Source organism: Candidatus Nanopelagicales bacterium (assembly GCA_018003655.1).
GTDB lineage: Bacteria > Actinomycetota > Actinomycetes > S36-B12 > UBA10799 > JAGNDY01.
Genome location: JAGNDY010000018.1, coordinates 12746 through 30950, shown reverse-complemented (window position 1 = coordinate 30950; position 18205 = coordinate 12746). Strand labels below are relative to the sequence as shown.

17 protein-coding genes are annotated in these 18205 nt (G+C 62.6%); 15 read left to right on the top strand and 2 right to left on the bottom strand.

The window, feature by feature from the left end; all coding sequences use genetic code 11:
• Nucleotides 1–151: 151 nt before the first annotated feature.
• Together metH and KAZ48_04645 are read left to right on the top strand one after the other, a co-directional pair.
• On the top strand, nucleotides 152–3685 hold the full coding sequence (gene metH, locus KAZ48_04650) for a methionine synthase (GenBank protein ID MBP7972068.1): 3534 nt from the start codon (nucleotides 152–154) through the stop codon (nucleotides 3683–3685).
• The gene (locus KAZ48_04645) at nucleotides 3685–4335 is read left to right on the top strand and encodes an HAD family phosphatase (protein MBP7972067.1); all 651 of its coding nucleotides are present in this window, start codon (nucleotides 3685–3687) and stop codon (nucleotides 4333–4335) included. The genes metH and KAZ48_04645 overlap by 1 nt, the downstream gene beginning before the upstream one ends.
• A 9-nt stretch (nucleotides 4336–4344) precedes the next feature.
• On the opposite strand, the gene KAZ48_04640 is transcribed toward KAZ48_04645, so the two are convergent.
• Together KAZ48_04640 and KAZ48_04635 are read right to left on the bottom strand one after the other, a co-directional pair.
• Nucleotides 4345–5124: an ABC transporter ATP-binding protein gene (locus KAZ48_04640; GenBank protein ID MBP7972066.1), complete on the bottom strand. Its 780-nt coding sequence runs from the start codon at nucleotides 5122–5124 to the stop codon at nucleotides 4345–4347.
• A gap of 4 nt (nucleotides 5125–5128) precedes the next feature.
• Entirely contained in the window at nucleotides 5129–6103 is a 975-nt protein-coding gene (locus KAZ48_04635; protein MBP7972065.1) for a PD-(D/E)XK nuclease family protein, read from the bottom strand.
• Nucleotides 6104–6182: 79 nt separating this feature from the next.
• Between KAZ48_04635 and KAZ48_04630 the strand changes: the two genes are divergently transcribed.
• The 13 genes from KAZ48_04630 to tatA all read left to right on the top strand — a co-directional run bounded on the left by KAZ48_04630 (nucleotide 6183) and on the right by tatA (nucleotide 18193).
• Nucleotides 6183–7097, top strand: a complete 915-nt coding sequence (locus tag KAZ48_04630; GenBank protein ID MBP7972064.1) for a tRNA (adenine-N1)-methyltransferase — start codon at nucleotides 6183–6185, stop codon at nucleotides 7095–7097.
• Nucleotides 7098–7176: 79 nt separating this feature from the next.
• Nucleotides 7177–8853, top strand: coding sequence for a proteasome ATPase (arc, locus tag KAZ48_04625; GenBank protein ID MBP7972063.1), 1677 nt, complete (start codon nucleotides 7177–7179; stop codon nucleotides 8851–8853).
• A gap of 139 nt (nucleotides 8854–8992) precedes the next feature.
• Nucleotides 8993–9151 carry a hypothetical protein gene (locus KAZ48_04620; GenBank protein ID MBP7972062.1) on the top strand — a complete coding sequence of 53 codons (159 nt, stop codon included), beginning with the start codon at nucleotides 8993–8995 and terminating at the stop codon, nucleotides 9149–9151.
• A 10-nt stretch (nucleotides 9152–9161) separates the two neighbouring features.
• Nucleotides 9162–9818, top strand: coding sequence for a disulfide bond formation protein B (locus KAZ48_04615; GenBank protein MBP7972061.1), 657 nt, complete (start codon nucleotides 9162–9164; stop codon nucleotides 9816–9818).
• 58 nt (nucleotides 9819–9876) lie between these two features.
• Nucleotides 9877–11394: a proteasome accessory factor PafA2 gene (locus tag KAZ48_04610; GenBank protein MBP7972060.1), complete on the top strand. Its 1518-nt coding sequence runs from the start codon at nucleotides 9877–9879 to the stop codon at nucleotides 11392–11394.
• Nucleotides 11395–11491: 97 nt separating this feature from the next.
• Complete coding sequence (locus KAZ48_04605; GenBank protein ID MBP7972059.1) at nucleotides 11492–11695, top strand: ubiquitin-like protein Pup; 204 nt, start codon at nucleotides 11492–11494, stop codon at nucleotides 11693–11695.
• A 5-nt stretch (nucleotides 11696–11700) separates the two neighbouring features.
• Entirely contained in the window at nucleotides 11701–12579 is an 879-nt protein-coding gene (prcB, locus tag KAZ48_04600) for a proteasome subunit beta (GenBank protein MBP7972058.1), read from the top strand.
• On the top strand, nucleotides 12576–13277 hold the full coding sequence (gene prcA / locus KAZ48_04595) for a proteasome subunit alpha (GenBank protein ID MBP7972057.1): 702 nt from the start codon (nucleotides 12576–12578) through the stop codon (nucleotides 13275–13277). The genes prcB and prcA overlap by 4 nt, the downstream gene beginning before the upstream one ends.
• A 9-nt stretch (nucleotides 13278–13286) precedes the next feature.
• Nucleotides 13287–14657: a Pup--protein ligase gene (gene pafA, locus KAZ48_04590; protein MBP7972056.1), complete on the top strand. Its 1371-nt coding sequence runs from the start codon at nucleotides 13287–13289 to the stop codon at nucleotides 14655–14657.
• A 16-nt stretch (nucleotides 14658–14673) separates the two neighbouring features.
• A complete protein-coding gene (locus KAZ48_04585) occupies nucleotides 14674–15225 on the top strand; it encodes an FKBP-type peptidyl-prolyl cis-trans isomerase (protein MBP7972055.1) in 552 nt (183 codons plus the stop codon).
• Between the two features lie 35 nt (nucleotides 15226–15260).
• Nucleotides 15261–17216 carry a WYL domain-containing protein gene (locus KAZ48_04580; GenBank protein ID MBP7972054.1) on the top strand — a complete coding sequence of 652 codons (1956 nt, stop codon included), beginning with the start codon at nucleotides 15261–15263 and terminating at the stop codon, nucleotides 17214–17216.
• Nucleotides 17217–17305: 89 nt separating this feature from the next.
• Nucleotides 17306–17749: a hypothetical protein gene (locus tag KAZ48_04575; protein ID MBP7972053.1), complete on the top strand. Its 444-nt coding sequence runs from the start codon at nucleotides 17306–17308 to the stop codon at nucleotides 17747–17749.
• A 117-nt stretch (nucleotides 17750–17866) separates the two neighbouring features.
• Nucleotides 17867–18193: a Sec-independent protein translocase subunit TatA gene (gene tatA / locus KAZ48_04570; protein ID MBP7972052.1), complete on the top strand. Its 327-nt coding sequence runs from the start codon at nucleotides 17867–17869 to the stop codon at nucleotides 18191–18193.
• The last annotated feature ends 12 nt before the right edge of the window (nucleotides 18194–18205 follow it).

The following is an 18205-nucleotide window of genomic DNA, read 5'->3' as shown; positions in this document are numbered from 1 at the left end:
AACCCTCAAACGCCGTGACCATCACCGGCGAACGCAATTGCGGCAACGCCTCCCACTCAATCAACGTTCCTCCTGTGGCATTGAACCCGCGCGACCAATAGGACAGTTGCAGCCTAGGTGGATTTGTCCTCGCGGGTAACCTGTTCCCACTATGACTGATACCCGCAATGATCTCCGGCAAGCCCTCACAGAACGCGTCTTGGTCGCCGATGGCGCCATGGGCACGATGCTGCAGTCATACGACCTCACCCTCGACGATTTCGAGGGCCACGAGGGGTGCAACGAGGTCCTCAACGTGACCCGGCCCGACGTCGTCCGTGCGATCCACGATGCCTACTACGAGGTAGGCGTTGACATGGTTGAGACGAACACTTTCGGTGCCAACTGGGCCAACCTCGCCGAATACGGGATCACCGACCGAATCCGCGAATTGGCCGAGGCGGGGGCACGCATTGCGCGGGAATCCGCCGACGCGTGGTCAACGCCTGAGCATCCGCGTTTTGTACTCGGATCTGTGGGCCCGGGCACCAAACTCCCGACGCTCAAACACGCACCTTACGCACTCCTGCGCGACGCGTACCAGGAGCAAGCCGAAGGGATGCTCGTCGGCGGGGTCGATGCGATCCTGGTGGAGACAGTGCAGGACATCCTGCAGGCCAAGGCTGCGCTGGTGGGTGCACGTCGAGCGATGACGGCCCTCGGGATCGATGCGGTGCTGATCGTCCAGATCACCGTAGAGACGACCGGAACGATGCTGTTGGGTACTGAGACCGGTGCGGCGCTGGTTGCGTTGGAACCGCTCGGCATTGACTTCATCGGACTGAACTGCGCGACCGGACCGGCCGAGATGAGCGAGCATCTGCGGCTGTTGTCCCAGCAGGCAAACGTCGGCCTCAGCTGTATGCCCAACGCCGGCCTGCCGGTGCTGGTCGGCGAAGGAGCGCAATACCCGCTCACACCGGATGAGCTCGCCGACGCTCACGATCTCTTCACCACTGAGTATGGCCTGAGCATCGTCGGCGGTTGCTGTGGAACGACTCCGGAACACCTGCGCGCGGTGGTCGAGCGAGTCGGCGGGCGCGCACCGACAGCTCGCTCACCAAAGCAAGATCGTTCAGCATCCTCGCTGTACCAACCGGTCCCGTTCCGCCAGGACGCCGCGTTCTTGTCGATCGGTGAACGCACGAATGCCAACGGTTCCAAGGCCTTCCGCGAAGCGATGGTCGAGGGGCGTCTTGATGACTGCATCGAGATCGCGAAGGCCCAACAGCGCGATGGCGCCCACCTGCTCGACCTCTGCGTCGACTACGTGGGCCGTGACGGCGTCGCGGACATGATCGAGTTGTCCGGCTTGCTTGCGACATCCTCGACCCTGCCGATCGTGCTGGACTCGACCGAACCGGAGGTTGTCGAGGCTGGTCTGGAAATGCTCGGTGGCCGATGCGTCGTGAACTCGGTCAACTACGAGGACGGCGACGGCCCCGAATCTCGGATTCGCCGAATGATGCCCATCGTGCGTGAGCACGGCGCCGCGGTTGTCGCGCTCACGATCGACGAGGAAGGCCAGGCCCGCGACGCCGCTTGGAAGTTCCGGGTCGCGAGCCGACTCATCGATGACCTGACGGGAAACTGGGGGATGGACGTCGGCGACATCCTCGTCGACGCCCTGACCTTCCCGATCGCAACGGGCCAAGAGGAGACGCGCCGCGACGGAATTGAGACCATCGAGGCGATCCGGCAAATCAAAGCTGCCTACCCGGACGTCCAGACGACGCTCGGCGTCTCGAATGTCTCATTCGGCCTCAACCCGGCCGCTCGCCAGGTCCTCAATTCGGTCTTCCTCCACGAATGCCAGCAGGCTGGACTCGATTCGGCGATCCTGCACGCGTCGAAGATCGTGCCGATCGCACGAGTTTCCGACGAACAACGCGAGGCCGCCCTGGATCTGGTGTACGACCGTCGGACCTACGACGATGACGGCAACCTCACCCACGATCCGCTTGCCCACTTCCTCCAAGTGTTCGAGGGTGTGGAGTCGACCTCGTCAGCGGAATCGCGCGCAGAGGAGCTGGCGAAACTGCCGCTCTTTGAGCGATTGGAAAAGCGCATCGTGGACGGTGAGCGCAACGGCCTCGACGATGATCTTGCAGCGGCGCTGGCGCAGAAACCTGCACTGGCCATCGTCAACGACACTCTTCTGTCGGGGATGAAGACGGTCGGTGAGCTCTTTGGGTCCGGACAGATGCAGTTGCCCTTCGTGCTGCAGAGCGCAGAGGTCATGAAGAAGGCAGTCGCCTACCTTGAGCCACACATGGAGCGCAGCGACGACGGCGGTAAAGGTCGAATGGTGCTTGCGACGGTCAAGGGTGACGTTCACGACATCGGTAAGAACCTGGTCGACATCATCTTGACCAATAACGGCTACGAGGTCGTGAACCTTGGCATCAAGCAGCCGATCAACACGATCTTGGATGCCGCTGCCGAGCACAACGCAGATGCGATCGGCATGTCTGGCCTGCTCGTCAAGTCCACCGTGATCATGCGCGACAACCTCAAGGAAATGAACCAGCGCGGTGTCGCGGACAGGTGGCCGGTGTTGCTCGGGGGGGCGGCGCTGACCCGGGCCTTTGTTGAGCAGGATCTCGCCGACCTGTTCGACGGTGAGGTTCGCTACGCCCGCGATGCTTTCGAGGGCCTCAATCTGATGGATGCCGTCATGGCGATCAAGCGTGGCGACGAGGGCGCCGCCTTGCCGGAGCGTCGCCAACGCCGTGTCCGGAGTCGCTCTGTTGCACGGACCGCACCAGCGGATATCCCCGCGCGTGCCGACATCGCAGGCGATAACCCCTTGCCTACGCCGCCCTTCTGGGGCGACCGCGTTGTCAAGGGAATTGCCCTGGCCGACTACGTCGCCTACCTCGACGAGCGGGCCCTCTTCCGCGGACAGTGGGGCCTGACTCCGTCTCGTGGTGAGGGCCCCGACTACGACGAGTTGGTGCAATCAGAAGGCCGCCCACGATTGCGGGCCCTGCTGGACAAGGTGCAAACCGAAGGGCTGCTTGAGGCTGCCGTCGTCTACGGCTACTTCCCAGCCTGGGCCGAGGGTAACGACATCGTGATCGGCGACCCTGCTCAGATGTCCGGTGGCGGTCTGGGGTCCGAGAAACGGCCCGACGAGTTCGCCCGGCTCAGTTTCCCGCGCCAGCAGCACGGACGCTTCCTCTGCTTGGCGGACTACATTCGACCCGTTGATCTGCTCGGGCCGGCCGAAGTCGACGTGCTCGAAATGCAGGTGGTGACGGTCGGCACTCGCGTCGCCAAAGCGACCGAGAAGCTGTTCGCCAGCAACTCCTACCGGGAGTACTTGGAGTTGCACGGGCTGTCTGTGCAACTCGCCGAAGCCCTTGCTGAGTATTGGCACAGTCGGGTCAGGTCTGACCTAGGTGTGGGTTCTGACGACGATCCGGCAATCACCGCGATTCTCAAGCAGAAGTACCAAGGCGAGCGGTTCTCGTTTGGGTATCCGGCATGCCCAGAACTTGAGCAGCAAACCGTCATCTTTGACCTACTCGACCCGGGCCGAATCAATGTCGAACTTTCTGAGGAGTACATGCTGCACCCGGAACAGTCGACCTCGGCGTTGGTGTTCCACCACCCCCAAGCCAGCTACTTCAACGCAACCTGATGGCCGCACTCAAGGCAGTTCTGTTCGACATGGACGGAACGCTGGTGGACACAGAAACACTGTGGGAGGAGTCCGAGGTTCGCACCATGGCGGGGTTTGGGTACGAATGGACCCGTGCCGATCAACTCCACGCAATGGGCGGGCCTGTCGAGCGGGTCGTGACCTACATGTCAGATCGGTGTGGAGCCGAACCCGCGGACATTGAGGCCGCGTTGGTTGCCGACATCGAGGCACTCATGGCGGCTGCGCCGCTACCAGTCCAGGCTGGCGTCCACGAGATTCACGACGAACTCGTCGCGGCCGGAATACCTGTGGGCCTTGTTACCAACTCTTGGCGGCGGTTGATGGACAACGTGCTCTCCGTCATACCGCTCACGTTCGATGTGACCATAGCCGGCGATGAGGTTGCCTCACCCAAGCCCGACCCGCAGCCCTACGTGGAAGCCTGCCGAATGCTTTCGGTCGACCCCCGGAATGTCGTCGTCATCGAGGACTCACCAACGGGCGTGGAGTCGGCAACGGCGGCGGGCTGCATCGTCGTGGCCGTTCCGCAGGGTAACCGAATCGAGCCGGCGCCACGCAGACTGGTAGTCGAATCGCTGGCTCACCTGAATCTTGCTCGACTGCGTGCCCTGGCCGAACAGAACTAGGTGGCAAAACTAGCTAGCGGCTGGTGCTTCGAGCTCGGTGTCCAGCCTCTTCATGCAATCCAGCACTGATTCCGCCGTGGGCTCCCGCAGTTCATCAACGATGTGGCCGTCGGCCAGGAAGATGACGCGATCGGCGTAGGAGGCCGCAACCGGCTCATGCGTGACGATCACGATCGTTTGACCGAATTCGTCGACGCTGCGACGCAGGAATCCAAGCACCTCCGCGCTACTCGTGGAGTCGAGGTTCCCGGTGGGCTCGTCGGCGAAGATGATGTGCGGTTGGCTGGCCAATGCGCGAGCGCAGGCGACCCGCTGCTGCTGCCCACCTGAAAGTTCCGTCGGCTTGTGACCGAGGCGATCGCGCAATCCAACCGTGTCGACAATTGTGTCGAACCACTGCTGGTCGATCTTCCGGCCAGCAATGTCGACGGGCAGGGTGATGTTCTCCTTGGCCGTCAGCGTCGGCACCAGGTTGAAACTCTGGAAAACGAAGCCGATGGACTCGCGACGCAGTTTGGTCAGGGCTTTGTCGGACAGCCCGGTCAGCTCGACGTCTCCGATGTAGACCTCGCCGGTCGATGCCTGATCGAGGCCTGCCATGCAGTGCATGAGGGTGCTTTTGCCCGAGCCAGAAGGGCCCATGATGGCGGTGAACTCACCTGCGACCAGATCGACGTCCACGCTATCCAGCGCGACAACGCGGGTGTCGGCGGTTCCGTAGATCTTGGATAGGCCACGGGCATGCGCTGCGGCGCCACTGGCAGGAGATTGTGTCGAGGTGTCAGTCACGGATTCAGGTTACTGCCTGCTCGGTGACGCCGAGGCCGCTCGGTAGGGGCGGTGGTGTACCACCCTTGGCCGGGCATCGCGAGTGATGGTCACACCAATCGCACAATCGCGACGGCCTCGGCTCCCAGTCACCACGCTCGGCCACCTTGGTGATGGCCTGCCACAGCGCACGAAGCTTGCGCTCGAACCCAACCAACTCGTCCTCGGTCGGCTCGTACTGAAGCACTTCGGAATCGCCGAGATACATCAACTGAAGTCGCTTGGGCAAAACCCCTCTGGTCCGCCAAAGCATCAGCGCGTAGAAGCGCATCTGAAACAGCGCCTTCTGCTCAAATCCCGGTCCGGGTGAGCGACCCGTCTTGTAGTCCACGACTCGCAGCAGATCCCCGGGGGCGACGTCGAGGCGATCGACGATCCCGCGCAAAGCTGGACCCTCGTCGAGTCGCATCTCAAGGCGAAGCTCGCGCGCGGCAGGCTCCAGTCGACTCGGGTCTTCCAGGGCAAAGTAGGTCTCCAGCAGGGGTTCGGCGCTGGCGATCCAGTCGGCGAGTACGGCGGGGGAGGCGACCGGGGCCTCGGTCAGTGCCTCGGCATCGAATTCGGCGCCGGAATCGAGGGCAAAACTGAGGTTTGGATCGTCGTCAAGTAGCGAGCGCCAGGTAGGCATGAGCAACTGGTGCGCAGCAGCGAGGGTGCGTTCGGCTGCTGGTAAATCGAAGAGGTTCTCCAGCACCGCGTGGACGAGGGTTCCGCGCACTGCGGCCGAGCTCGGACGCTCCGGAATGCGATCGATGGCGCGGAAGCGGAACAGCAGCGGGCAGGTGAGAAAGTCCGATGCCCTCGACGGCGACAACGCGATACCGGCTGGCAGTCCAGGCGGAGCGACTTGCGCGACGGGCTGATCGGGGCTTTCTGGTTGGTCGGCCGTCGACGCTGGCGTCGCGCGGACCTCCCGGTTGGGCGTCTCTGTTGCTGGCATGTTCTGAAGGCTACGTGCAACCGCCGACAATCCAACCGACGACACCAAGCCTGTGGACACAGACGTAGGCTCACCCTCCATGACCTCAACTGGTGCCGATCAACGTCGCGGCGTGCTCAAACCGGGTGATCGAGTCCAGTTGACGGACCCGAAGAAGCACCTCCACACCATCACGCTGGAACCGGGTGGTCAGTTCCACACAGCCCGGGGGGCGATTGCGCACGACGACCTCATTGGCGGCCCTGAGGGCGTAGTCGTGCTCTCAAGCAACGGGACTCAGTACCTTGCGCAGCGTCCGCTCCTGCGCGATTTCGTGCTGTCCATGCCTCGCGGCGCAACCGTCATTTATCCCAAGGACGCGGCTCTCATCGTCGGTTTCGCCGACATCTTTCCTGGTGCGCGCGTTATCGAAGCCGGAGCTGGCTCCGGTGCCATGACCTGTTCCTTGTTGCGGGCCGTCGGGGACGAGGGCTTCGTTCATTCATTCGAGCGCCGCGAAGATTTCGCGACGATCGCGGCCGAGAATGTCCAGCGCTACTTTGGCAGTGAGCATCCGGCGTGGGAACTGACCGTTGGTGACTTGGCGACGAGCCTTACCGACACCGACGTGGATCGAGCAGTTCTGGACATGCTCGCACCCTGGGAGTGCATTGCCGCAGTGGGTGGGGCCCTTCGGCCTGGCGGGGTTCTGTGCATTTACGTGGCCACGACGACCCAGTTGTCGCGAACGGTCGAGACGATCCGGGAACTGGGTGGGTGGACCGAGCCCGAGTCGCTGGAGACCATGCTGCGAACGTGGCACGCCGAAGGCCTCGCTGTGCGACCGGATCACCGAATGATCGGCCATACCGGATTCATCATCACGACCCGCAAGCTCGCTGCCGGAGTGGAGGCGCCCAAGCGCCGACTACGCCCCTCCAAAGGCGCCTACGGCAGTGATTGGAACGGCCCCACGGCCGATTCGCCCTCGCCCAAGACCGACGAGAATGGGTAGGGTCGGAAACAACAGCATTAGGGTCTGACCCAAGTGGCAGACTCGCCCGCGAGTTCGCGCGACCAACCGGGAGGCTCACATGCCAATCGATGACGACGGTGGACGCTACGGTGGCGGTTACACCTCGCGCCCGACTGAGGCAGATGTCGCAGCCATTCGCGACGAGTTGACCAGAGCGCGCCATCGGTCCGAGCGCCTCGCCGAGACACTGCGCGAGGCACGCGAGCAAATCATCTCCTTGAAGGAGGAGGTCGACCGCCTCGCCGAACCGCCCAGCGGCTACGGCACGTTTCTCACCAAGCACGAAGACGGCACGATTGACGTTTTCGCTTCGGGACGCAAACTGCGCGTGACCGTGAGCCCTGCGGTACCGCTGGACACCCTGCGCATCGGCCAGGAGGTCATGCTCAACGAGGCCATGAATGTGGTGGCTGTCTGCGGCTTCGAACGCCACGGCGAGATCGTCACCCTCAAGGAGATCCTTGAAGACGGTGAGCGCGCATTGGTCATTGGACGCACGGATGAGGAACGGGTGGTGCAGCTTGCGGCGCCGTTGCTTGAGGCGCCGATCCGGGCGGGCGACGCGCTGCTGATGGAGGCGCGTTCGGGCTACGTCTACGAGCGAATCCCCAAGGCCGAAGTCGAGGAACTTGTCTTGGAAGAGGTTCCGGATATCGACTATCTCGATATTGGCGGACTGGCGTCTCAGATCGACCAGATTCGCGACGCGGTTGAGTTGCCGTATCTGCATGCCGAGCTATTCGCCGAACACAAACTGAATGCGCCCAAGGGGATCCTGCTGTATGGCCCGCCCGGTTGCGGAAAGACGTTGATTGCCAAGGCGGTCGCCAACTCGCTGGCCAAGAAGGTTTCGGCCCGCGAAGGCACCTCCGCGGCGCGCTCGTTCTTCCTCAACATCAAGGGCCCGGAACTGCTCAACAAATACGTTGGCGAAACCGAACGACACATCCGGCTGGTCTTCCAACGCGCACGGGAGAAGGCAAGCGAGGGTATGCCCGTCATCGTGTTCTTCGACGAGATGGACTCGTTATTCCGGACTCGAGGCTCCGGGGTGTCCAGCGATGTCGAGAACACCATCGTCCCGCAGTTGCTGAGCGAGATTGACGGCGTTGAGCGACTCGAGAACGTCATCGTCATTGGTGCTTCCAATCGCGAGGACATGATCGATCCGGCGATCCTGCGGCCCGGACGACTTGACGTGAAGATCAAGATTGAACGTCCGGACGCCCAAGCGGCGGCGGACATCATGGCCAAGTACCTGACGCCCGATCTGCCGTTGCATGCCGACGACCTAGCCGAGAACGGCGGCGATCCAGTGACCACCACTCGGGCGATGATCGAGCGTGGCGTCGAGCGGATGTACGCCGAAAGCGATGAGAACCGATTCCTCGAAGTGACCTACGCGGACGGCGACAAGGAAGTGCTCTACTTCAAGGATTTCAATTCGGGCGCCATGATCGAGAACATCGTCGCCCGGGCAAAGAAGTCGGCAATCAAGGACTATCTGGAGACCGAACAGAAGGGCATTCGGGTCTCGCACTTGCTGTCGGCCTGCGTCGACGAGTTTCGGGAGAACGAAGACCTCCCCAACACAACGAACCCGGACGACTGGGCACGCATCTCGGGCAAGAAGGGCGAGCGCATCATCTTCATCCGGACGTTGGTCCAAGGCAAGAAGGGCTCCGAGGCCGGCCGTTCCATCGACACTGTCGCGAATACTGGCCAGTACCTTTAGAGCTACCCGACGCAATCGCCACACTGCCGACGAACCACCGAATGCGCCCAGTGTGATTCTCACCGTGCACCGGGCCTGTGATCGCTGGTAGAACGTTCCCGCACGCGGCCGCCGGGCCGCACCAAGCGAGGGACAGTCGATGGACACCATCATTTTGACCGTGCTGCTAGTCGGCGCAGTCCTCGCAGTCCGAGGTGCCCGAGCCAAGGTTCTGATTCCGGTATTCGTGCTCGGGTTCGTCATGACCGCATTGCTGTTCAACCACCACGCCACCTCGACGCTCAACCTGAGCTTCTAAGCAGGCGACCATGAGCACTCGAGAGCAGACTCCGACTCCGGCCGCAGCCGTTGAGGATGCCCCGGCCACGGCGACCATCTGGAACAAGGTCGGGTACTGGCTGCCACACCTGGTCGCACTGGCGTACTGCCTGGTCATCCTCATGGCCATTTCGACCCAGTTCACCGGTGCCCATGACATGCCCTGTCCGCTGTGCACATTGCAGCGCATGGCGATGATCCTGATCGGAATCGGTGCTGTCTGGATGGTCGGGCTGACCCGCAAAGGCCGGATGAATATGGGCGCCTACGCGCGCGGCTACGGCCTGATGATCCTCGGCGCCCTGCTCGGCATGATCATTTCCACCCGTCAGGTACTCCTCCACATCGAGCCCGACGATCCGGGCTATGGCGGCACCGTGTTGGGGCTGCACTTCTACACCTGGGCGCTCATCACGTTCTTGATTGTCTTGGTCTACTCCGGAGTCATGCTCACCCTGACCAGGCGGACGTATCCAGTCGCTCCGACCGGCAAGGGCGCACTGATGCTGAGCTCTGTCATCGTGTACTTCTTCGTGTTCGTGATCGCGCTGAATGTCGTACTCATCTTCATCGAACAGGGATTCAACTGGGTGCTGCCGGATGACCCAAGCCGGTACGAATTGCTCTACCAACTCGGCATCAAGTAACGCCCGTCCCCCGAACACCCTGGCGACCTTGAGCCCGTCCTGACCCTAGGCTGTAGTCATGAGCGTCATTCGGGTGATGGGTATTGAGACCGAGTACGGGATTTCCGTACCCGGCCACCCCCACATCAACGCGATGCTGGCGTCCTCTCAGATCGTCAACGCGTATGCCAACCGACCCGGCAGCGCGACGACTGGGCGTGCTCGATGGGACTACGACGAGGAAACCCCCCTGCGTGATGCGCGCGGGTTTGACATGACGCGTGCTGATGCCGACCCATCGGCCCTGACCGATGCCGACATTGGAATGGCCAATGCCGTCCTGACAAACGGGGCTCGCTTCTACGTCGACCACGCACATCCGGAGTACTCCAGTCCGGAGGTAACCAACCCCTGGGACGCCATGGTCTACGACCGCGCCGGTGAGTTGATCATGGCGCAGTCGGCCGAGCTGGCTTCGGCCATGCCCGGTGCCCAGCCCCTACGTGTCTACAAGAACAACACCGATAACAAGGGTGCCTCCTACGGAACCCATGAGAACTACCTCATGAGCAGAACGACGCCCTTCTCGGAGATCGTCTCGGGCCTGATTCCGTTCTTTGTCACCCGCCAAGTGATCACGGGAGCGGGTCGGGTCGGCCTCGGTCAGGAAGGCCGCGAGCAGGGCTTTCAGCTATCCCAACGGGCCGACTTCTTCGAGGTCGAGGTGGGCTTGGAAACCACCCTGAAACGACCAATCATCAACACCCGCGACGAGCCACACGCAGACCCAGCCCTGCATCGACGATTGCATGTGATCGTCGGCGACGCGAACATGTCCGAGACAGCGACCTACTTGAAGATGGGGATGACCGCGTTGGTGTTGTCGCTGATCGAGGCGGGAGTTGAGTTGGGTGATCTCACACTGGCCAACCCTGTTTCTGAGATTCATCGGGTCTCCCACGATCCCAGCTTGGAGCACAAAGTCGAACTGCAGGATGGCCGCTCGATGACTGCGATGGAAGTCCAACGCAACTTCGCAGACCGCGCCGCCAGCTTCGTCTCGCGCGAGCAGGGCAACTCCGTCGACCAACAGACCGCGGATGTACTGAATCGCTGGCAGACACTGCTGGACAAGCTTGAGCGTGACCCGATGGATTGCGCCGACGAGCTCGATTGGGTCGCCAAACTGCAGCTCCTTGAGGGCTATCGCCGACGCGACGGTTCCGCCTGGGACGACCCCCGACTTCAATTGGTCGACCTGCAGTATTCGGACATGTCGCCGGCGAAGGGCTTGGCGCGCAAGTTGGAGAACCGCGGCAGCCTCAAGCGGCTCACCACCGAAGCGGCCGTGTCCACTGCCGTGCTGAAACCACCTGCCGACACCCGGGCGTGGTTTCGGGGCGAGTGTCTGCGGCGTTACCCCGACGAGGTGAGCGCGGCGTCCTGGGATTCAGTCGTGTTCGACATCCCAGGCCAACCATCACTGCAGCGGGTTCCCACCCTCGACCCCTTTCGCGGTACGCGGGCGTCGGTAGAAGAGCTCCTCGACAGTTGCCAGACCGGTGCAGATCTTCTGTCCGCGCTGAGCCAGGGTTAGCGGATGCAGTGCGGGTAGGCTCTGGCGCGTACCGGGTTTTGCGGGTAGGAACACAGATGCTGATTCGATTACACCCGAGGTTCAGGGAGGCGCCGAAATGACTAGTGGGCAGGAACACAAGCAACCCGCGCGGACCGAGGCCGAGCAGGAATCGCCCGAGGTCGATGCGACGAGCGATGTCGCTGAACGAAAAGAGAAGATCGACGCCGACGTCGATGCGATTCTCGACGAGATCGATGATGTGCTGGAGGAGAACGCCGCCGAGTTCGTCTCCTCGTTTGTGCAGAAGGGTGGACAGTGAGCGCAGTGCCGCCGAGTTCTTGGTCCAACGGGCTCCCCGGACCCTTCCTGACGCCCGGCAGTTCATCATTCGCAGACTTTGTCGCTGACCTCGACCCGTCCCTGCTGCCAACGACCACGGCCGTTCGCCACCCACTGGTGGCTGCACCACATCCGATGGACAGCGTTCCGCACGGAACCACGATCGTGGCCGTGACTTATCCCGGTGGCGTGGTGATGGCCGGGGATCGGCGAGCCACCGCCGGCAACATCATCGCCCAGCGGGACATCGAAAAAGTCTTCGCGGCAGACGAGCACACGGTCGTCGGGATCGCCGGCACTGCGGGCCTGGCCATCGAGCTCGTTCGACTCTTTCAAGTCGAGTTGGAACACTACGAAAAGATGGAGGGCGCAACGCTCTCCTTGGAAGGCAAGGCGAACCGCCTGGCCACCCTGCTTCGCAACAACCTCGGGATGGCCATGCAGGGCCTCGCCGTTGTCCCATTGTTCGCAGGTTTCGACCTGAATCGCGATCACGGCCGCATCTACTCCTACGACGTGACCGGCGGCCGGTACGAGGAGCACTTCTTCCACGCTGTCGGATCGGGCAGCATGTTTGCCCGTGGCGCCCTGAAGAAGCTCTACCGGCGAGATCTCGACGAGTCCGGTGCTGTGATGGCATGCGTGGAAGCCCTGTATGACGCTGCGGACGACGACAGCGCGACTGGCGGACCGGACCTCTCGCGCGGGATATTCCCGATTGTCGCCGTTGTAGACGAGCAGGGCGTCAGGAAGCTCGACGAGAGCACCATGGCGGAGTTCGTTGGCAGTGTCATTGGTGGCCGACAACTGCTGCCCAACGGACCGCACGCGGCGATGCCCCCAACGGAGGCAGTTGAGTCATGACAGTTCCCTTCTATGTTTCCCCTGAGCAACTCATTAAGGACAAGGCCGACTACGCCCGCAAGGGCATCGGCCGGGGCCGGTCGGTCATTGTCGAGCAGTACGACGGGGGAATCCTCTTCGTCGCCGAGAACCCCAGTCGGGCACTGCACAAGGTCAGCGAGATCTACGACCGTATCGCCTTCGCGGCAGTCGGAAAGTACAACGAGTTCGAGAACCTGCGCCAAGCCGGCGTTCGGTACGCCGACCTTCGCGGCTACTCCTACGACCGTTCCGACGTCACCGCGCGAAGTCTGGCGAACACCTACGCCCAGGCTCTTGGCACTGTCTTCACTGAGGCGCCCAAGCCGTACGAGGTCGAACTCGTCGTCGCTCAGGTTGGCGACACGGTGGCCGAGGATCAACTCTATCGGCTGACGTTCGACGGCTCCGTGGCCGATGAGCACGGATTCGTCGCCATGGGCGGGTCCGCCGACACGATTAGCGAGCAACTCAACGACAGTTGGCACGAAGGCATGACGCTGGCGCAGGCCGCCAACGTCGCCGTGACCGAATTGGCCAAGGCCGGCATCCCCAGCGGTGCCTCGCCACGTGTCCTCGGACCGAACGAACTTGAGGTGGCCATCCTCGACCGAGATCGTCCGCGGCGGAAGTTCCGCCGAATTACTGGAGATCTTCTGACCACCCTGCTCGCGTCGTAAGGTAAAACCGTGGACCGACGGATATTTGGAGTCGAGACCGAATACGGGGTGACCTGCACATTCCGTGGGCAGCGACGACTGTCTCCGGACGAGGTCGCCCGCTATCTGTTCCGGCGCGTGGTGTCCTGGGGTCGGTCGTCGAATGTGTTCCTGCGCAATGGCGCCCGGCTCTACTTGGACGTTGGTTCCCACCCCGAGTACGCGACACCTGAGTGCGACAACGTCATCGAAACTGTGATCCACGACAAGGCTGGTGAACGCATCCTCGAAGGTCTGCTGGTGGATGCGCAGAAGCGACTGTCGGAGGAGGGCATCACCGGGGACATCTACCTGTTCAAGAACAACACCGACTCCGCTGGCAACTCCTACGGTTGCCACGAGAACTACTTGATCAGCCGTCAGGGCGAGTTCAGCCGACTGGCCGATGCCCTGATCCCGTTCCTGGTGTCACGCCAGATCATCTGCGGCGCCGGCAAGGTCGTGCAGACACCCCGCGGTGCCATCTACAGCGTCAGTCAGCGTGCCGATCACATTTGGGAGGGTGTTTCCAGCGCCACGACGAGGTCCCGGCCAATCATCAACACCCGCGATGAGCCGCACGCCGATGCCGAGCGATACCGCCGCCTGCACGTCATCGTGGGGGACTCGAACATGAGTGAGACAACCACGATGCTCAAACTGGCATCTGCTGACCTGGTCCTGCGGATGCTTGAGGACGGCCGCAACGTCCGCGATCTGACGCTGGAGAACCCGATCCGCGCGATCCGCGAGATGAGCAACGATCAAACCGGTCGCAAACAGATTCGCCTGACCAACGGCCGGACGATGTCCTCCCTGGACATCCAGACCGAGTACTTCGAGAAAGTGCAGTCGTACGCCGAATCCGCCGGACTACTCGATGACCCCGACGGAATCCATTCCCGAGCGATCGAGTTGTGGGGCCGAGCAATCAAGGCGATTGACACCGGCGACTTGTCGGCGATTGACCGGGAGATCGACTGGGTCATCAAGTTGCGGCTACTGCAGCGGTACATGAACAAGCACGACTTGGACCTTTCGAGTCCGCGGATCGCGCAGATGGACTTGGCGTACCACGACATCACCAGAGGCCGCGGCCTGTTCGACCTGATGCAGCGCAATGGCCTGGTCGAACGAGTCACGTCCGATCTTGAGATCTTTCAAGCCAAATCACGGCCCCCGCAAACCACCCGCGCGCGACTGCGGGGCGAGTTCATCAAGCGGGCACAGGAACGCAAACGTGACTTCACCGTCGACTGGGTTCACCTCAAGCTCAACGATCAGTCGGCTCGGACGGTGCTGTGCAAGGATCCGTTCCGATCCGTCGATGAGCGGGTCGAGAAGCTCATTGCGAGCATGTAGCCCTAGAGTCGGACGGGTGACTTCACCCCTGCGCCGTACCGCCTCCCTCGCCATAGTTCCCGCACTCGTTTTCGCCTTGGGGGCCTGCTCAAGCAGCACGGACTCAAACGGAGGCGCATCCGCCACCGCCTCAGCGTCGGCCAGCGCCTCGTTCGTGACGACTGACCTGAAGGCCACCGACGTGAAGGTCAGTGGTGCGGCCGCCAGCCTCACCGCTGAGTTTCCGCACCCGGCCCAGGCCCAGACGCTGAGCACCACTGACCTCAAGGTTGGCAAAGCTGCCAAAGCAAAGACCGGTGACACCCTGACCGTCAACTACTACCTCGCGTCCGGGCTGACGGGTCAGAAGATCGAAGCATCGTTTGGATCAGCCCCCCAGACCTTCAAACTGGAAGCCGGCGGTCTGATACCCGGCTGGGTCAAGGGCGTCCCGGGTATGCAGGTTGGCGGCCGACGCGTTCTGGTCGTTCCAGGTGCCGACGCATATGCCGAAAACCCCCCGCCGGGCAGTGGAATCCAGCCGAACGAGACGCTCGTGTTCGTTGTGGACCTGGTCGGAATCGCGTAGGCCCAACTAACCGGCACCGGGAACGGAGGCTCGTTGTGTCCAAGTCCAAGACCGAACGCTTGCTCGCGTTGTCACTGGCTCTGCTCAATGCGAGCAGAGCACTCACCCGCTCAGAGATCCGCACGGCCGTCCGCGACTATCCCGCCGACGCCAACCAAGAAGCCTTTGAGCGAATGTTCGAGCGGGACAAGAGCGAACTGCGGTCGATGGGCATCCCCATTGAGTCCGTTGACCTCGACTCCACGGAGGGGACCGGCTACCGGGTCGAGCGGGCACAGGCTTACCTCCAGCCGATCGAGATCACCGCTGGCGAGCGGATCGTCCTGGCAATGGCCTCGCGCATGTGGGGGGAGGCCTCCTGGGGTCACGGGGCCGTCACCGCGTTGCGAAAACTTGAGCTCGTTGGCGAGTTCTCCAGTGATGACACCGCAGCCATGGCGGTATCGGTCAAGGTCAACTCCGTGCTGGTTTCGGACCTCCTCGACGCCGTGTCTGACCTACGTGCGGTGCGCTTCGCCTACCAGAAGGCCGGCGAGCCGCAGCCGAGCACTCGCCACGTTCAGCCTTGGGGGGTCGTCACCAGTCGTGGCCAGTGGTACCTGGTGGGGTTCGACACTCAACGTCAAGCAACACGCGCGTTTCGGCTCTCCAGGGTCATCGGCGCGGTCAAGGTTTCCGACGCGAGAGACTCCTACCAAATTCCCGACGATGTCGACCTGCAGGAACAGGTCAGGTCCACTTTTCCGCCTGCCGAGACCGTCGATGTCACCGTTGCCATGGTTGCCGGCCATGCGGTCGCGTTGCGGGACTTGATCGGATGTGATGCTCAAGCGACCACAGCCCGAATCGAAGGTGCTGACCCTGCCAAGGTCGCCGAGGCGACTCTCGCGGCGGGGGAATACGCCCAAGTCCTGGAGCCGGCCTCGCTGCGCCGCGACGTGCAAGCCGCCCTCACACGACTGGCAACACAACCACCCGTTGAACTGACCACTGAACAGCAAGAGAAACTTGCAGAAGCTGCAAAGAAGGCGACCCGGAGGGCACCGGACGTCGCGTCGGCGCAGCTGTCTCGCGTCCTGGCCCTGGTGCCGTGGCTTATTGCCCATGGCGGCGCGACCTACGAGCAAGCGTCAGCGCGGTTTGAGACCACGCCAGAACAGTTGCGCGCCGACCTCAGCCTGGCGGTCTGCACGGAGTTCGGCATCAACAACTTCTGCCTGGACATCGACATCTGGTCACGTGGTCTGGTCGTCCACGATCCGCAGGGAATCGCCCAACCCCTACGCCTCACGTCCCTTGAGGCCGTATCGCTGTTGCTCGGATTGCGAATGCTCGGGCAGTTGCCTGGCTCCCACGACAACCCAGACCTGGCAAGCGCGATCGCCAAGGTCGAGGCCGCGGCAGGCGAGTTCACTTCGCTAACGAGCCACGTGGCGCTGGGGTCTCCGATTTCGCAGCAGACAGCCGAGGACATTGCGACCTCGAGCACATTGGAAACTGCCCTCACCGCCGGTCACGCGGTGTATTTCATCTACCGAAACGCCAGCCGCGACGACTTCACTAAGCGCACCGTCGATCCCATCGGCATGCTGACAGCCAATGGCCACGCTTACCTGCAGGGTTGGTGCCGACGCGCAGAAGCGGTGCGGCTGTTCCGCGTCGACCACATCGAGTCGGTCAGGGAACTGGCCGAGGACGCGGTCGTACCGGATTCGGCAACACAGCTGCTGACTTCCGTGCGGCCGCAGGGCCCCCGGGCGACGGTAGTACTTGCACCAAGCATCGCCTGGTGGGCCGATCAGGACACGGTCACTGCCCGAATCACCCTGCCTGATGGTTCCGTGGCCGTTCGAATCCCCGTTGCCTCTGAGCAGTGGCTGATCCGGGCCGCACTGAGCTTTGGTGGCCGACTGCGGATTGCCGAGCCGACCGGTCTCGCCCACCAGGTCCGCGACGTCGCCAGCAAGGCGCAGGACAAGTATTCAACCTGATTCGTAGCGCTGCGGGCCAGCGTCCTGGCTATCTCAAAGGGACAAAACCCCCCGCGAGATGTGTACGCAGAGTGATATTTGATCTCCATATGCCCATCGGACCAACTCAGCGTGAAACTCCGACCCTGCTTTGCCACGCTCCTAGCGAGGTTGACACCACAGCGGCTGACCGCTTCGGTAGTCACGAGGCGATGGAGGCGACGGACATGACGACGATCAAGGCCACTTGTCCCGTGTGTGGCGACGTTGACCTGACTCCAATTGATGTGCGACTCACCGTTGCCGAGTCCGCCGGTTGGGCCACCTACACGTTCCGTTGCACCGAATGTCACGATCAGGTGGAGAAGCCTGCCGACGAGGAGGTCGTCGCCCTGCTGTCGAGCGCAGGCGTCGTCATCGACCGGGTCCCGGCCGAAGCCCTGGAGGGGCACACCGGTCCACCATTCAGCTACGACGATGTCCTCGACTTTGCGCTCTGGTTGGACGGCCACGACTTGGTGGCCGGCGACTTCGAGCCCGCACCGGGCACCTGAGCCGGGCGATTCAATCGAGTCGCTCCTTCCGGCGAACCACAGGAAGGCAGCAACCGGAATCGGGATTCGTGGCGTTGGATGTTCAACACCGCCGCCTGCGGGGTTATGCTGACAAACATGTCAAACTTCCGCGGCTGGGAATGGATCATCATCCTGCTACTAGCCCTGCTCTTGTTCGGCGGCTTCAAGAAGCTTCCTGACGCCGCTCGCGGCATCGGTCGCTCGCTGCGGATCTTCAAGGCCGAGACCAAAGGCCTGGTAGATGACGAGAAGGGCGACGGGGGCAATCCCGACGAGTCACCCTCGACACTTTCTGGGACGCCGGAGGTTACGACCACGCAGACCGCTCCGGCACCGACTGGTTCGACCGAAACGAAGGACCCGCAGCCGGCAGCCGCACCTCAGGCACCGGGTGATTCAAACCGCCCCGGTACTAGCTCCTAGCCCACCCGGCAG

What these genes read in the sequence shown, in the direction of transcription:
- metH (MBP7972068.1), top strand. Translation starts at nt 152, where the DNA reads ATGACTGATACCCGCAATGATCTCCGGCAAGCCCTCACAGAACGCGTC.
- KAZ48_04645 (MBP7972067.1), top strand. Translation starts at nt 3,685, where the DNA reads ATGGCCGCACTCAAGGCAGTTCTGTTCGACATGGACGGAACGCTGGTG.
- KAZ48_04635 (MBP7972065.1), bottom strand. Translation starts at nt 6,103, where the DNA reads ATGCCAGCAACAGAGACGCCCAACCGGGAGGTCCGCGCGACGCCAGCG.
- KAZ48_04630 (MBP7972064.1), top strand. Translation starts at nt 6,183, where the DNA reads ATGACCTCAACTGGTGCCGATCAACGTCGCGGCGTGCTCAAACCGGGT.
- arc (MBP7972063.1), top strand. Translation starts at nt 7,177, where the DNA reads ATGCCAATCGATGACGACGGTGGACGCTACGGTGGCGGTTACACCTCG.
- KAZ48_04620 (MBP7972062.1), top strand. Translation starts at nt 8,993, where the DNA reads ATGGACACCATCATTTTGACCGTGCTGCTAGTCGGCGCAGTCCTCGCA.
- KAZ48_04615 (MBP7972061.1), top strand. Translation starts at nt 9,162, where the DNA reads ATGAGCACTCGAGAGCAGACTCCGACTCCGGCCGCAGCCGTTGAGGAT.
- KAZ48_04610 (MBP7972060.1), top strand. Translation starts at nt 9,877, where the DNA reads ATGAGCGTCATTCGGGTGATGGGTATTGAGACCGAGTACGGGATTTCC.
- KAZ48_04605 (MBP7972059.1), top strand. Translation starts at nt 11,492, where the DNA reads ATGACTAGTGGGCAGGAACACAAGCAACCCGCGCGGACCGAGGCCGAG.
- prcA (MBP7972057.1), top strand. Translation starts at nt 12,576, where the DNA reads ATGACAGTTCCCTTCTATGTTTCCCCTGAGCAACTCATTAAGGACAAG.
- KAZ48_04575 (MBP7972053.1), top strand. Translation starts at nt 17,306, where the DNA reads ATGCCCATCGGACCAACTCAGCGTGAAACTCCGACCCTGCTTTGCCAC.
- tatA (MBP7972052.1), top strand. Translation starts at nt 17,867, where the DNA reads ATGTCAAACTTCCGCGGCTGGGAATGGATCATCATCCTGCTACTAGCC.